This window comes from Citrobacter sp. C348 (assembly GCF_047467975.1).
GTDB lineage: Bacteria > Pseudomonadota > Gammaproteobacteria > Enterobacterales > Enterobacteriaceae > Citrobacter > Citrobacter gillenii.
Window position 1 is genome coordinate 85704 of record NZ_JASJUJ010000007.1, and the last position, 15814, is coordinate 101517.

The following is a 15814-nucleotide window of genomic DNA, read 5'->3' on the forward strand; positions in this document are numbered from 1 at the left end:
AGGTTAATCAACGAACGATAACAAGTTGATAACAAGAGGATGGGATATGTCTCTGCACTCTCCGGGGCTGGCGTTTCGCGCCGCGCTCACTAAAGAAAATCCATTACAAATTGTTGGCACTATCAATGCGAACCACGCCCTGCTGGCCCAGCGTGCCGGGTATCAGGCGATTTATCTCTCTGGCGGCGGCGTGGCGGCCGGATCGCTAGGTTTACCGGATCTCGGCATCTCCACGCTTGATGATGTGTTGACCGATATCCGCCGTATTACCGATGTTTGCCCGCTGCCGCTGCTGGTGGACGCCGATATCGGGTTTGGATCGTCGGCGTTTAACGTGGCACGCACCGTGAAGTCGATTTCCAAAGCCGGAGCCGCTGCGCTGCACATTGAAGATCAGATCGGGGCCAAGCGCTGTGGGCATCGTCCGAACAAGGCGATCGTGTCGAAAGAAGAGATGGTCGACAGGATCCGTGCGGCGGTGGATGCGCGTACCGATCCGAACTTTGTCATCATGGCGCGTACCGATGCGCTGGCGGTGGAGGGGTTAGACGCCGCCATCGATCGTGCGCAGGCGTATGTCGAAGCGGGCGCTGACATGTTGTTCCCGGAAGCCATCACTGAGCTGGCAATGTACCGCCAATTTGCCGATGTCGTGCAGGTACCGATCCTTGCCAACATTACTGAATTTGGCGCCACGCCGCTGTTCACTACCGATGAGTTGCGCAGTGCGAACGTGGCAATGGCGCTGTATCCGCTGTCGGCATTTCGCGCCATGAACCGTGCAGCCGAGCAGGTGTACAACGTGCTGCGCCAGGAAGGCACGCAGAAGAACGTTATCGACATCATGCAGACGCGCAACGAGCTGTACGAAAGCATCAACTACTACCAGTTCGAAGAGAAACTCGACGCGTTGTACGCCACGAAGCCGTAGGCCTGATAAGGCGCAGCCACCATCAGGCAATGCCGGATGGCACTACGTTTATCCGGCCTACAACGTACGACGCGATGCATACCCTCAATACCCTATATATAAAAATAACGAGGACAACATGAGCGACACAACGATCCTGCAAAATAGTACGAATGTTATTAAGCCGAAAAAATCGGTCGCGCTGTCCGGCGTGACTGCCGGCAATACCGCCCTGTGCACCGTTGGTAAAAGCGGTAACGATTTACACTATCGTGGTTACGATATTCTCGACCTCGCGCAACAGTGCGAATTTGAAGAAGTGGCGCACCTGCTGATCCATGGAAAATTACCCACTCGCGATGAACTCAACGCTTACAAAATTAAATTAAAAGCGCTGCGTGGCCTCCCGGCAAACGTGCGTACTGTGCTGGAAGCGCTGCCCGCCGCTTCGCACCCGATGGACGTGATGCGTACCGGCGTTTCCGCGCTGGGCTGCACGCTGCCGGAAAAAGAGGGGCATACCGTCTCCGGCGCGCGCGACATTGCCGATAAGCTGCTGGCCTCGCTCAGTTCGATCCTGCTGTACTGGTATCACTACAGCCACAACGGCGAGCGTATCCAGCCGGAAACTGATGATGATTCGATTGGCGGCCATTTCCTGCACCTGCTGCACGGTGAAAAACCGTCGGCCAGTTGGGAAAAAGCAATGCATATCTCTCTGGTGCTGTATGCCGAACACGAATTCAATGCCTCGACCTTTACCGGACGAGTCATTGCGGGAACCGGCTCGGATATGTATTCCGCGATTATCGGCGCCATTGGCGCGCTGCGCGGTCCGAAACACGGCGGGGCCAACGAAGTGTCGCTGGAAATTCAGCAACGCTACGAAACGCCGGATGAAGCCGAAGCGGATATCCGTAAACGTGTAGAAAACAAAGAGGTGGTGATTGGCTTTGGTCACCCGGTCTACACCCTTGCCGACCCGCGGCATCAGGTGATCAAGCGCGTGGCGAAGCAGCTTTCTCAGGAAGGCGGTTCGCTGAAAATGTACAACATCGCCGACCGTCTGGAAGCCGTGATGTGGGACACCAAAAAGATGTTCCCGAACCTCGACTGGTTCTCGGCGGTTTCCTACAACATGATGGGTGTCCCGACCGAAATGTTCACCCCGCTGTTTGTCATCGCCCGCGTCACCGGCTGGGCGGCGCACATCATCGAACAACGTCAGGACAACAAAATTATCCGTCCTTCCGCCAACTACACCGGCCCGGAAGATCGCGTATTTGTGCCGATCGAAAAGCGTTGCTAATTCAAACCTCTAAATATAAAAACAGGAGTTGTACCCTATGTCCGCACCTATTTCGAACGTCCGCCCTGAATTTGATCGTGAAATCGTTGATATCGTTGATTACGTGATGAATTACGCCATCACCTCGACGGTGGCGTATGACACCGCGCATTATTGTCTGCTCGACACCCTCGGCTGCGGGCTGGAAGCGCTGGAATATCCGGCCTGTAAAAAACTGCTGGGGCCGATTGTCCCGGGGACGGTGGTGCCGAACGGTGTTCGCGTGCCGGGCACTCAGTTTCAGCTCGACCCGGTGCAGGCGGCGTTTAACATTGGCGCGATGATCCGCTGGCTGGACTTCAACGACACCTGGCTTGCCGCGGAATGGGGCCATCCTTCCGATAACCTTGGCGGGATTCTGGCCACCGCTGACTGGCTGTCGCGCAATGCGGTAGCAGCGGGTAAAGCGCCGCTGACCATGAAAACCGTGCTGACCGGTATGATCAAAGCCCATGAAATTCAGGGCTGTATCGCGCTGGAAAACTCCTTTAACCGCGTCGGCCTCGACCACGTTCTGCTGGTGAAAGTGGCCTCGACCGCCGTAGTCGCCGAGATGCTGGGACTGACCCGCGATGAGATCCTCAACGCGGTCTCGCTGGCGTGGGTCGACGGACAGTCGCTGCGCACCTATCGCCATGCGCCGAATACCGGTACGCGTAAATCCTGGGCGGCGGGGGATGCCACATCCCGGGCGGTACGTCTGGCGCTGATGGCCAAAACCGGCGAGATGGGGTATCCGTCTGCGCTGACGGCGAAAACCTGGGGCTTCTATGATGTCTCCTTCAAAGGGGAAGCGTTCCGCTTCCAGCGTCCGTACGGCTCTTACGTGATGGAAAACGTGCTGTTTAAAATCTCCTTCCCGGCTGAGTTCCACTCCCAGACCGCGGTAGAAGCCGCCATGACGCTGCATGAAAAACTGCTGGCTGCCGGTAAGACGGCCGCCGATATCGAAAAAGTGACGATTCGTACACACGAAGCCTGCATTCGCATCATCGATAAAAAAGGCCCGCTGGATAACCCGGCGGATCGCGACCACTGCATCCAGTACATGGTGGCGGTCCCGCTGCTGTTCGGACGCCTGACGGCGGCTGATTATGAAGACGGTGTGGCGCAGGATAAACGCATCGACGCGCTGCGTGAGAAAATTAACTGCTTCGAAGATCCGGCCTTTACCGCCGATTATCACAACCCGGAAAAACGCGCCATCGCCAACGCTATCACCCTGGAGTTTACCGACGGCTCCCGTTTTGACGAAGAGGTGGTGGAATACCCGATCGGCCACGCGCGTCGTCGGACTGACGGCATGCCGAAGCTGGTTGAGAAATTCAAAATCAACCTGGCGCGCCAGTTCCCGACCCGCCAACAACAGCGCATTCTGGATGTTTCCCTGGACAGAACTCGCCTGGAACAGATGCCGGTTAATGAGTACATGGATTTGTTCATTATCTAAAACCTGACTCATTAGGCGTAAGTTCAACAGGAGAGCATTATGTCTTTTAGCGAGTTTTATCAACGATCTATCACTCAACCTGAGTCATTCTGGGCCGAGCAGGCCCAGCGTATTGACTGGCAGCAGCCGTTCACTCAGGTGCTGGACCATAGCCATCCGCCGTTTGCGCGCTGGTTTTGCGGTGGGACGACCAATCTGTGCCATAACGCCATTGACCGTTGGCTGGAGAAGCAGCCCGATGCGCTGGCGCTGATTGCGGTTTCCTCGGAAACCGAAGAAGAGCGCACGTTTACCTTTCGTCAGCTGTATGACGAAGTCAACGTGACGGCCGCGATGCTGCTGTCGCTAGGCGTGCAGCGCGGCGATCGGGTATTGGTGTACATGCCGATGATCGCCGAGGCACACATTACGCTGCTGGCCTGTGCACGAATTGGCGCGATCCACTCGGTGGTGTTCGGCGGCTTCGCCTCGCACAGCGTGGCGGCGCGAATCGACGATGCCCGACCGAAGGTCATCGTGTCGGCGGATGCCGGGGCGCGCGGGGGCAAGATCCTGCCGTATAAAAAGCTGCTCGATGAGGCTATTGACCAGGCGCAGCATCAGCCGCACCACGTGGTACTGGTCGATCGTGGGCTGGCGAAAATGGCGCGGGTCGAGGGGCGCGATCTCGATTTTGCCGCGCTGCGTCAGCAGCATCTCGGGGCGCGCGTGCCGGTGGTGTGGCTGGAGTCGAACGAAACCTCCTGCATACTTTACACTTCCGGCACGACCGGCAAGCCGAAGGGCGTGCAGCGTGACGTTGGCGGCTATGCGGTGGCGCTGGCGACGTCGATGGAGACCATCTTTGGCGGCAAAGCGGGCGGCGTGTTCTTCTGTGCCTCGGATATCGGCTGGGTGGTCGGACACTCCTACATCGTTTATGCCCCGCTGCTGGCGGGGATGGCGACGGTGGTGTACGAAGGGCTGCCGACGTACCCGGACTGCGGTGTGTGGTGGAAGATTGTCGAAAAATATCAGGTCAGCAGAATGTTCTCAGCGCCGACCGCCATTCGCGTGCTGAAGAAGTTCCCGACCGCGCAGATCCGCAATCACGATCTCTCCTCGCTGGAGGTGCTGTATCTGGCGGGCGAGCCGCTGGATGAACCCACTGCGAGTTGGGTAACCCAAACACTGGGCGTGCCGGTGATCGACAACTACTGGCAGACTGAATCCGGTTGGCCGATTATGGCAATTGCCCGTGGCGTGGACGACAGGCCGTCGCGTCTGGGCAGCCCCGGTGTGCCGATGTATGGCTACAACGTGCAGTTGCTCAACGAAGTGACCGGTGAACCCTGCGAAGCGAACGAAAAGGGTATGCTGGTGATTGAAGGGCCGCTGCCACCGGGCTGTATTCAGACCATCTGGGGCGATGACGAACGGTTTGTGAACACCTACTGGTCGCTGTTCTCCCGCCAGGTTTACGCCACCTTCGACTGGGGGATCCGCGACGCAGACGGCTATTACTTCATCTTAGGCCGCACCGATGATGTGATAAACGTGGCCGGACACCGGCTGGGCACCCGTGAGATAGAGGAGAGTATTTCCAGCTATCCGAACGTCGCGGAAGTGGCGGTGGTCGGCGTGAAAGATGCGCTGAAAGGGCAGGTGGCGGTGGCGTTTGTTATCCCTAAACAGAGTGACAGTCTGGAAGACCGCGACATTGCGCATTCAGAAGAGAAGGCGATTATGGCGCTGGTGGACAGCCAAATTGGTAACTTTGGCCGTCCGGCACATGTCTGGTTTGTGTCACAACTGCCGAAGACGCGATCGGGCAAGATGCTAAGGCGTACGATCCAGGCGATCTGTGAAGGCCGCGATCCCGGCGATCTGACCACCATCGACGATCCCGCGTCGTTGCAGCAAATTCGCCAGGCAATCGAAGAATAATCCCCGTTAAACGGCCCGGTAGCGCGATGCTTACCGGGCTTGTTATTACACCCTCTGGCAAACCCCGCGTTATAGCGCCGGGCTTTCCCGGCGACGCAGCAGAGACAACGGCCCCGGCCCGCTCAGTGTGAACACCGAAATCAGCGTAAAAGTCAGCGCAATAATACCCAGCACCAGATACGCGCCATGGAAGCCAATGCTTTCGTACATATTACCCGCCAGCACCGACATAAAAATCATCGCCAGCTGTTTGAAGAAACAGAAGCACACGAGGTAAATGGTGGCAGAAAACCGTACCTCAAACTGGCTGGTAATGTATTTGAAACAGCCGACGATCAGGAACGGGATTTCAAACATATGCAGCGTTTTGAGGATGATGACTTCCAGCGCCGAGGTGGCGAACGACGAGCCGATAATTCGCACCGACATAATCGCCCCGGCCAGCAGCAGGGCGTTCTTCCCACCAATACGGTTTACGATCAACGGCGCAAAGAACATGATCGAGGCGTTGAGTAATTCCCCCATGGTGGTGACGTAACCAAATACCCGCGTGCCCTGTTCGCCGGTGGCAAAGAACGAAGTAAAGAAATTGGCAAACTGCTGGTCAAACACATCGTAGGTACAGGACACGCCAACCACGTACAGCGACAGGAACCACAGCTTTGGCTGCTTAAATAATTCCAGCGCCAGCTTCAGGCTAAAGGCTGAGTGGTTTGCGCCGACGGCATTAGCGACCTCTGCTGATGACGAGGTATCGGTGCGCGAGAAGAACAGCAGTAGGGCGAGAACTACCGCACAGCCGGAACCCAGCCAGAAGACGAATTCATTGTTGATGGTGAACATAATGCCGACAATGGATGCGCATAACGCCCAGCCCACGCAGCCAAACATCCTCGCCCGGCCAAATTCAAAATTGCTGCGGCGACTGACTTTCTCAATATAGGCTTCAATCGCTGGTGCCCCGGCATTATAAATAAAGCCCAGGTAGATGCCGCCGACAATCGAACCTATTAAAATATTAAACTGTAATAATGGCCCAAACACGTAAATAAAGAACGGGGCAAACATCACCAGCATGCCGGTGATTATCCACAGAAGATGCTTACGCAGACCGAGTTTATCTGACAGCAGACCAAATACCGGTTGGAACAGCAACGAGAACAGCGATATACAGGCGAAGATAATGCCGGTATCGCCTTTACTGATATGGTTGATATCGTGTAACCAGATCGGGAAGAAGGGGAAATAAGCACCCATAATAAAAAAGTAAAAGAAGAAGAAAAAACCGAACATCCAGAAGTTAGTGTTTTTTAAATAATACATAATAGACTTCCTCAGGCAAAATAAGGGCAGGTTGTAACCTGCCCATTATTATTATGTTTAGCCCCAGATAACCTGGTAGTGATAACGCCCTGCGCTCAGCAGAAACTCCGGGGAAACGGAAGGGCTCCACGAATCATCCCCGCCGACGCCCATATGGAAACCGTCAATATTGAGCCAGGTTCCTGCCTCCGGCTGCAACAGATGACGATGGCTGGTTTCCATTAACTGTTTTTGGCTGTAGCGGCTGATGTTGAACTGGAAGTCACCACACCACTGATGTGCCCCGTAGCGCAGCTCGCGCGTACCGCAGCGCAGGCCGTTTTCGCTCGGGAAGACGTAAGGGGTGTACATCTCATCCAGCGACAGATCCCAACGGTCAAAACAGGCCGCGCTCAGGCGATCCGGGTAGTTCTCATGCGGGCCGAGACCTAACCAGTTTACGCGTTCGGCAACCTGCGCCAGCTGGCAGCTGAGGCCGATACGTGCCGGGTGCGGCGTTCCGTTGGCGACATCGACATCCACCGTGATATGCATCTTGCCATGGCCGTCGATACGGTAGGACTTGCGGCTGATAAACAGCGTTTCGCCCTGATACAGCCAGGCGTGCGCGGTGGTAATCAGCACGCTTTCCGACAGGGATTCGGCTTCGCACAACACCCGCTGAGGTTCTGCGCGATAATGGCCGGCGGCTTTCCAGCGTTCGACCCAGGCGTTAGGGTCGATGCGCGTCACTTCGCTGACGCCAATGTCGTTATCCAGCGGCGCGCGGGTGAACTGGTCAATGAGCGGGCTTAACAGTTGCGCGTCGCCGCCCAGCCAGTATTGCGTCAGCAATCCTGATTGACGGCAGAATTCCCAACGTTTATCGCTGACGGTCACCGCGAATGTATCGTCACTGACGGTGAGCTGTGGCACGGCGCTGGCGCGTGGGGGGAGCGTCAGGCTGAGTTTCTCTTCCAGCTTCCATTGCTGCCAGGCGCTGATATGCCCGGCGTCTGACCACGCGGTGGCCTGAGGCTGTTCCACGCGCACGGTCAGCCACAGCTGACCGGCGGTGTCCGGCATGGGGAGGTCCGGCAGGGTAACCCGCTGACAACCCTGCGGGGCGATATCCAGCGAGACCTCGCCGGTGGCCAGCAGATTGCCGTCCTGGGCGACAGACCAGTGCAGGATTTCGTTATCGCTGCGGCGGAACAGGTATTCGCTGCGCACTTCAATCTGGCGTTCGTCGCCCGGCAACAGCGTAAACTGGAAAAACTGCTGCGCGTGTTTGGCTTCATACAGCGACGGATGCGGCGTGCGATCGGCAAATACCAGCCCGTCCATGCAGAACTGACGGTCATTCGGCGTGTCGCCAAAATCGCCGCCGTAGGCTGACCACGGGTTGCCGTTGTCGTCATATTTTGTCAGCGACTGATCGACCCAATCCCAGACAAACCCACCCTGCAGACGCGGATACTGACGGAATGCCTGCCAGTATTTGGCGTAACCCCCGAGACTGTTCCCCATCGCGTGGGCGTATTCGCAGAGGATCAGCGGGCGCTGCTCGCCGGGTATCGACAGCCATTTTTTGATAGACCATTTCGGTACCGCAGGGAAGGGTTGGTCCTGGTCAACACGGGCATACATTGGGCAAATAATGTCGGTCGCAGCGGTATCCGCCCCGCCGCCTTCGTACTGTACCGGGCGGGACGGGTCTTCGGATTTCAGCCAACGGTAGAGAGCGTCGTGATTTGCGCCGTGCCCGGATTCGTTGCCCAGTGACCAGATAATAATGCTCGGATGGTTGCGGTCGCGCTGCACCATGCGCGTCACGCGCTGGCTCATCGCCGGAAGCCAGGTGGGGTCATCGCTCAGGCGGTTCATCGGCACCATGCCGTGGGTTTCGATATTGGCTTCATCCACCACGTACAGGCCGTAGCGGTCGCACAGGGTGTACCACAACGGATGATTTGGATAATGCGAGCAGCGTACGGCGTTAAAGTTGTTTTGCTTCATCAGGACGATGTCCTGCACCATCGTTTCTTCATCCATCACCTGACCGTTTTGTGGGTGATGTTCATGACGGTTGGCGCCGCGGATCAGCAGCGGCTGCCCATTGAGCAACAGCAGACCGTTTTCAATGCTGACCTGGCGGAAGCCAACGTCGCAGGCTTCGGCTTCAATCAACGTGCCGTAGGCGGTATGTAGCAGCACTACCGCGCGGTACAGATTCGGGGTTTCAGCGCTCCACAGCGCCGGACGTTCAACGTTCAGGCGCAGAGTGGTGCGATCGGCATACGCGCCGCGCTCATCAATAATCTCACTACCAAAAGGCGAAGTGGCTTCACCGGTCAGCGTATCGCCTTGCCACAGTTGCAGCGTCACGCGTAAATCATCGCGCAGCTTGCCCGCCATTCTGACGTCGGCTTCCAGCACCGCGCGGCTGAAATCATCGTTAAAACGGGTGTGGATACGCAGGTCGCGGATCTGCGTATCCGGCTTATGCAGCAGCGAGACGTCGCGGAAGATACCGCTCATGCGCCACATGTCCTGATCTTCCAGATAGCTGCCGTCGCTCCAGCGCAGCACCATCACCGTCAGACGGTTTTCGCCGTCGCTCAGGAAATCACTGAGATCAAACTCGGACGGCAGGCGGCTGTCCTGCCCGTAGCCGACCCAGCGGCCATTGCACCACAGATGAAACGCTGAGTTCACGCCATCAAAAATAATGCGCGTCTGTCCCGTCTGTCGCCACGCGGCATCCACTTTGAATGTGAGCGAGTAACATCCTGTCGGATTCTCCGTTGGAACGTGCGGCGGATTGACCGGGAACGGGTAGGTAATGTTGGAGTAGATCGGCGCGTCGTAACCGTCCATTTGCCAGTTAGACGGTACGGTTACGCTATCGGCCTGCGGCAAATCGCCCGCAAGCCAGCTTTCCGGCACCGCTTCAGGTGAGGCAAACCAGGCAAACTTCCACTCACCGTTCAGCGACTGTAACTGTGCCGAATGGTGGTTGTTACGGGCGTCCTGCGCAGAGCGCCAGCTGCAAAACGGCGGGTGCGCTTCAAGACGATTAAGCTGAGTGACGCCGGGGTTTTCCCAGTCGCGACGTGCCAGTACGGCGGCGAGTGAATCCGTGTTCAGGGTCATGGCAGTATCCTGTGTAAATTTGTTATCCGCTCACAATTTAACTGAACATACGAGGATTGAGATTATCCTGTAAAGGATGGGGTGGGTAATCAGTGAGCTGACTCACAGTAATTCAGCTCAGTAACAGCAGATGTGAGCGCTCGCTGTGGAGACGTTACAGCCGAGAAACCTGACGTGCCAGCTGCATCAGCGACTCCGCCAGCGCCTGCGGCGTTGCCTGTTGTCTGTTCGGGGGCAGCACCGTTTTACGCTCGACCAGCGTCACCGGCAGGAGTTGATTGCCGAGGCTCTCACCCCCCTGTGAAAGCTGCAGCAGTTTATCGACGCTGGTTTGCCCGAGCGTCGGAAAATCCTGCTTGATGGTCGTGAGTGGCGGGATATAACAGGAGCTGTCTTCGGTATCGTCGTAGCCAATCACCGAGATATCGGTCGCCACCCGCAGGCCGGACTCGCTGATGGCCCGCATCGCGCCCAGCGCCATTTGATCGTTGGCAACCAGCATGGCGGTCGGGATGACGCCGTCGTTCAGCATCTGCATGGTTTGTGTAAAGCCGGACATTGCGCTCCAGTCGCCTTCCAGTTCCGCGACGGGTTGCTGCTGATAGTGCGCCAGATACTTATGCCAGCCCGCATGCCGTAACCGCGCCGAGACTGAGCTGTGCGGTCCGGCCAGCAGGGCGATACGCTGATGCCCGTGCTGGATCAGGTGCTCAACGCCGAGGCGTGCGCCGTCATCATGGGAGAAAATCACGCTGTTAACCGGCGACTGGTCAGAGACGTCCAGAAACAGCACCGGTACCGTACCGCAGGCGGCGGCGACGGCAATTGCGTCGTCTTCATCCAGCGGATAGTTGATGATAAGCCCGGTCACCCGCTGGGAGAGCAGGTTATGCACCGCTGCTTTGCAGGCGTCTACGCCGCTACGCTCGACCATGGCGATCACCACGCTGGCCCCGGACTGGTCGGCGCGGGATTTTATAGCCGCAACGATTTGCGAGGGCGCGTGCAGGGCAAGGTTCGCCGTCGCCACACCAATCAATGGCGTTTGTTTACCGGCCAACTGCTGGGCAACGCGGTTGGGGATGTAATTGAGCTCCGCCATCGCGGCCTCAACTTTCTGACGGGTTTTGGCGGAAACGTGGCTGGCCTGATTCACGACGCGCGAGACGGTCTGGTAAGAGACACCTGCATGGTCTGCCACATCGTATAGCGTTACCGGTTTCACATTCATCACCCTTCATTACGTTATCTACGCGCTATCATGCCACAGCACGTAGGGTTTTGGCGTATTTGTGGTTGGGTTCTGCGAGGCGCATTCCAGGGCCAGTGACGCGTGATAGCGGGCATGGCGTCTTTATGCTTAACATGATGGCAGAACGAGTAAAACAGTGAGGAAATCGTGAGCGACTCTGCGGCCCAGAACATTCTGTCTATCTACCGACGCCATGCTGATGCCTTTGCCAGCCAGCGTTCACGCACGCTGTTTGAGAAACCGTGGCTGGATAAGTTCATCGCGGTACTGGGCGGGAAGGGCAGTATTGTGGATATCGGCTGTGGGAATGGTCAGCCGATTGCCGGGTATTTTATCCGGCAAGGTTTTCACCTAACAGGAGTGGATGGTTCCGCGGCGATGCTGGCGCGCGCCCGGCAATCTTTTCCCGACCAGTGCTGGCTGGAGCAGGATATGCGTGAGCTCGCGCTTGATGGCCTGATTGCGTGGGACAGCTTTTTCCATTTACCCCAGCAGGACCAACACAGGATGTTTCCGATCTTTGACCAGCTCAGTCATCCCGGCAGCGCGCTGATGTTCACCAGCGGTACCGGAAACGGCATCGCAATGGGGCAATTTGAAGGTGAGCCGCTGTTTCATGCAAGCCTGGCGCCCGACGAATACCGTGCATTGTTGTCCGCGCACGGCTTTGAGGTCATTGACGTGATCATGGAAGACCCACAGTGCACCGGGCATACGGTGTGGCTGGCGCAAAAAAGAGGCTGAGCCTGTTTACGCTGCGCCGCGGAAGGTCTTGCGCCATTCAGCCGGGCTGACGCCGAAGTGGGCTTTAAAATGCTGGCGCCAGGTGACCGGAGAGAGAAAACCGACCTGTTCAGCAATACGTTCGACGGGTAACGAACTGGACTCCAGCAGCTCCTGGCTGCGTCGCAGGCGCTCGGTAATAAGCCATTCGGCCACGCTTGACCCGGTGGCCTTCATAAAATGGCGGGTTAGGGTGCGACGGCTCATCATCACCCGCTGCGCCAGCGTGTCGAGGTTATGCTGCTCGTGGAGGTGCTGGCGTAAATAATCGAGCAGGGTGTTAATGCGCTGATCCTGGGTATTTTTCGCCACCGGCTGCTCAATAAACTGCGCCTGTCCCCCTTCGCGGTGCGGTGGCACAATCATCCGTCGGGCAATCTGGTTCGCTACCGTGCTGCCAAAGTGCTGGCGAATGACGTACAAGCAGCAATCCAGTGCGGCGGCGGTACCTGCCGAGGTAATAATACCGTCGTCATCAACGTACAGGGCGTTGATATCCAGACGCGCCGCCGGGAAGCGCGTCTGAAAATCTTGCTCAAATTCCCAGTGCGTCGCGGCCCGCTTTCCGTCTAACAGGCCCGCGTAGCCGAGGACAAACGCGCCCAGACACAGCCCGACAATCTGTGCGCCGTTTTGCCGCGCGCAATTGAGGGCATTGAGCAGACCCTGCGGCGGGCGATGCCCGGTAGTGCCCCAGTAGGGGACCACCACAATATCGGCTGCCGTCACCGCCTCATAACCGTGAGAGGCGGTGACGGAGAAGCCATCCTGCGAAGAGACGATACCGGGATTTTCGGCGCATATCTGCACCTCAAAGCGCTTTTTCGCCGCCATTTTGTCACTGAAAATTATGCACGGCACCGAAAAATGAAACGGGCTGAAATCTTCCACGGCGACAATGGCGACGGTAAGCGGGCGCATACGATTCCTCTGTTGGCATTAAAAGGTCAGGGTTTCCCCATCTTCCGGCACGTTGACGAATTGCGCAATCTGGTTGTCGAACGCATATTCTTTCAGCGCCGCGCGCGTCAGCAGGCAGTGGTTAATGGCTTCCATATGGGTCGCCACAATCTGCGCTTCAGGCAGCACAAAGTGGGTTTTTAGCACATCTTCCGCGCCCATAATGATCGGCCCAAAGCCGATGACGTGGGCAAAACCGGCGTTCAGTACCACGACATCAGGCTGGAAGGTCTGCATATTGGCCTCTACCTCATCGCGCCAGATAGTATCGCCAACCAGATACAGCGTTTTTTCTGCTGCATGCTGGAAGATAACTCCGCAGGCGTCACCCAGGCGTTCTGCCATTTGCGGCACGGCGTAGGCGCGATCCGACCCGTGCTGGCCGCCGGTTTTACGCAGGGTGATGTCCCCCAGCGCGGTATTTTCTGTCAATACGCTCAGTTGGGTGAACCCCTGTCCTCGCAGCACCTGCGCATCCTGATCATTTTGTACGTAGATCGGCTTGTCTTTCGGCACAACGCGCGCGGCAACCTCGTCCCAGTGATCTTCATGCAGATGGGTGACGATCAGCGCATCGACGTTAAGCAGGGTGTCGATGTCAACGGGCAGCTCCACGGTCGGATTGCGGATCTCTGCGCGCGCCGTTCCGGCAAAACCCGGATACGCACCTTTCGGGGCCAGCATTGGATCAACGAGGAAGGTCTTGCCGCCAAAGGTGATGTGCAGTGTGGCATTACGGATTTGCGTGATGTTCATGGTGTTTGCTCCACGTGTTGGGTCAGTGGTGTCATCCTGGAGTGTTGTCCAGAAGATGAATGTGGGCAAATGGGCGACTAGCGATGGGATTGGGCCAATCGCTGGGAAAATAAAGCCCTCCAGGTGAAAACTTGATATTTAAGCCGGGCACTTTTCCTAAAAAGCAATAGGAAAACGGTTACAAACTTAATATCACTGTGTCATTTATTTACATTTTGTGCCTTTTAACCTAGTTTGCTCATTTTTTAACAGCCATGATGGGTTATGGAAAGTGGGGCTGCGGGTGAAGATCAGGGACGTCGGGATTACTTTTTTACTGTCAGGGTGGGCTCTGTCATTGACCATGACGGGGCACGCTGCGCCTTTATCACCTGCCGATCGCAGTTCAGTTCAGCAACAGCAGCAGCAATTACTTGATGAGACCCAGCGTCAGCGCGAAGAGTTAGGCCGTAGCGTTGTCCTCCCTCAATCGGAAAAAGCAACGCTTCCTGCCACGCCCTCTGGGGCCTGTTTTACGACCTCTCGTATCGATATTGAGGGCGCAAGCCAGTTATCACCCAAAGCCGCCAGAAAACTAACCGCACCGTGGGTAAATCAGTGTCTGGACATCGCTCGCCTGACGGCGCTGACGAACGCGATTTCTGACTGGTACATCAGCCGCGGTTTTATCACCAGCCGTGCTTTTTTAACCGAGCAGGATCTCTCCTCCGGTGTGCTGCGCATTACGGTACTTGAGGGAAAATTGCAGGAGATTCGTCTCGAAGGTGTCCCGTCACGCACGCTGAAAATGACCTTTCCTGGGCTGGAAGGAAAGATTCTCAATCTGCGCGATATTGAACAGGGTATGGAGCAATTGAACCGGGTTCGCCAGACGCCGGTTGAAATAGAAATTTTACCTGGCAGCCAACAAGGCTTCTCGATAGTAAACCTGACGGCTGCGCCTGAATCGCCGCTTACTGGCTCAGTCAGTTTTGATAACAGCGGGCAAAAGAGTACCGGAACGGGGCAACTGAGCGGGGCGTTATTTGCCAATAACCCGTTCGGCCTGGCGGATAAATGGTTTATCAGCGGTGGGCGCAGCAGCGATTTTTCCAGCAGTAAAGATGCGCAGAACGTTGCTGCGGGCGTGAGCATTCCTTACGGCTACGGGCTATTTGATTACAACTACAGCTGGAGTAATTACCTCAGCACCATTGATAACAATGGCTATGCCTGGCGTTCAACTGGCGACAGCGAAACCCATCGTCTGACCGGCACCTGGGGGCTGTTTCGCAATGGTGATATCAAAACCGCGGCAGCGCTGGGCCTGACGCATCGAATTAACCGTAACAAATTGAATGATGTCCTGCTGGAAACCAGTAGCCGCAAGCTTTCCAGTATTTCGCTGGGTATCAACCATACGCAAAAAATCGCCTCCGGCGTTGCCACGCTTAACCCCACGTTTACCCAGGGTGTGCCGTGGTTTGGCGCAGAGAATGACAATAATAAACAGGGTGATGTCCCGAAGGCAGAATTTCGCAAATGGAGCGCTAGCGGCAGCTTTCAACGCCCATTGACAGAGAATCTGTGGTGGCTGAGCAGCGTCTATTTTCAGTGGTCACCGGACCGCCTTTACGGCAGCGAACGCCTGACGCTGGGCGGTGAAACGTCAGTTCGTGGCTTTAAAGAACAATACATTTCCGGGGATAACGGCGGCTACTGGCGCAACGAAGTGAATTATTCGCTCTTTACGTTGCCGGTATTTGGGCAGATTGGCGCGATGGCGGCATTCGACGGAGGCTGGCTGAAACAGGATGGCTTTGATAGTTCAGCCTCCGGCACGTTGTGGGGCGCTGCGCTGGGATTAACCAGTTCAGGGCGCTGGTTCTCCAGTCAGTTTACCGTTGGAACGCCGGTGAAGTACCCGGACTGGCTGGCACCGGATCATCTCAATATTTATTACCGCGTGGCCGTGGCATTTTAAGGAAGCAG

General features: G+C 56.6%; 11 protein-coding genes. 6 read left to right on the forward strand and 5 right to left on the reverse strand.

The features are described 5' to 3' along the window. Positions 1-46: 46 nt before the first annotated feature. The 4 genes from prpB to prpE all read left to right on the forward strand — a co-directional run bounded on the left by prpB (position 47) and on the right by prpE (position 5634). Positions 47-931, forward strand: coding sequence for a methylisocitrate lyase (gene prpB, locus QNN86_RS14410; RefSeq protein ID WP_181618741.1), 885 nt, complete (start codon positions 47-49; stop codon positions 929-931). Positions 932-1049: 118 nt separating this feature from the next. Further along, positions 1050-2219 (forward strand): 2-methylcitrate synthase, encoded by a 1170-nt coding sequence (gene prpC, locus QNN86_RS14415; RefSeq protein WP_181618742.1) that lies wholly within the window; start codon positions 1050-1052, stop codon positions 2217-2219. Positions 2220-2256: 37 nt separating this feature from the next. Then, positions 2257-3708: a bifunctional 2-methylcitrate dehydratase/aconitate hydratase gene (locus QNN86_RS14420; protein ID WP_414211381.1), complete on the forward strand. Its 1452-nt coding sequence runs from the start codon at positions 2257-2259 to the stop codon at positions 3706-3708. Between the two features lie 39 nt (positions 3709-3747). Next, a complete protein-coding gene (gene prpE, locus QNN86_RS14425; RefSeq protein WP_096758152.1) occupies positions 3748-5634 on the forward strand; it encodes a propionate--CoA ligase in 1887 nt (628 codons plus the stop codon). 69 nt (positions 5635-5703) lie between these two features. Here the strand turns inward: prpE and QNN86_RS14430 are convergent, their stop codons facing one another. From QNN86_RS14430 to QNN86_RS14440, 3 genes are all read right to left on the reverse strand, one after another. Next, a complete protein-coding gene (locus tag QNN86_RS14430; protein WP_414211384.1) occupies positions 5704-6957 on the reverse strand; it encodes an MFS transporter in 1254 nt (417 codons plus the stop codon). 57 nt (positions 6958-7014) lie between these two features. Beyond that, positions 7015-10092 (reverse strand): beta-galactosidase, encoded by a 3078-nt coding sequence (locus QNN86_RS14435; RefSeq protein WP_414211386.1) that lies wholly within the window; start codon positions 10090-10092, stop codon positions 7015-7017. 154 nt (positions 10093-10246) lie between these two features. After that, positions 10247-11317, reverse strand: coding sequence for a LacI family DNA-binding transcriptional regulator (locus tag QNN86_RS14440; RefSeq protein ID WP_181517492.1), 1071 nt, complete (start codon positions 11315-11317; stop codon positions 10247-10249). A 174-nt stretch (positions 11318-11491) separates the two neighbouring features. On the opposite strand from QNN86_RS14440, the gene QNN86_RS14445 reads away from it, so the two are divergent. Beyond that, complete coding sequence (locus QNN86_RS14445) at positions 11492-12088, forward strand: class I SAM-dependent DNA methyltransferase (protein WP_414211388.1); 597 nt, start codon at positions 11492-11494, stop codon at positions 12086-12088. Positions 12089-12094: 6 nt separating this feature from the next. On the opposite strand, the gene QNN86_RS14450 is transcribed toward QNN86_RS14445, so the two are convergent. Together QNN86_RS14450 and QNN86_RS14455 are read right to left on the reverse strand one after the other, a co-directional pair. Further along, the gene (locus QNN86_RS14450; protein ID WP_115259309.1) at positions 12095-13048 is read right to left on the reverse strand and encodes a GlxA family transcriptional regulator; all 954 of its coding nucleotides are present in this window, start codon (positions 13046-13048) and stop codon (positions 12095-12097) included. An 18-nt stretch (positions 13049-13066) separates the two neighbouring features. Next, positions 13067-13843: an MBL fold metallo-hydrolase gene (locus tag QNN86_RS14455; protein ID WP_174360556.1), complete on the reverse strand. Its 777-nt coding sequence runs from the start codon at positions 13841-13843 to the stop codon at positions 13067-13069. A gap of 343 nt (positions 13844-14186) precedes the next feature. Between QNN86_RS14455 and QNN86_RS14460 the strand changes: the two genes are divergently transcribed. After that, complete coding sequence (locus QNN86_RS14460; RefSeq protein ID WP_414211557.1) at positions 14187-15806, forward strand: ShlB/FhaC/HecB family hemolysin secretion/activation protein; 1620 nt, start codon at positions 14187-14189, stop codon at positions 15804-15806. Positions 15807-15814: the final 8 nt, after the last annotated feature.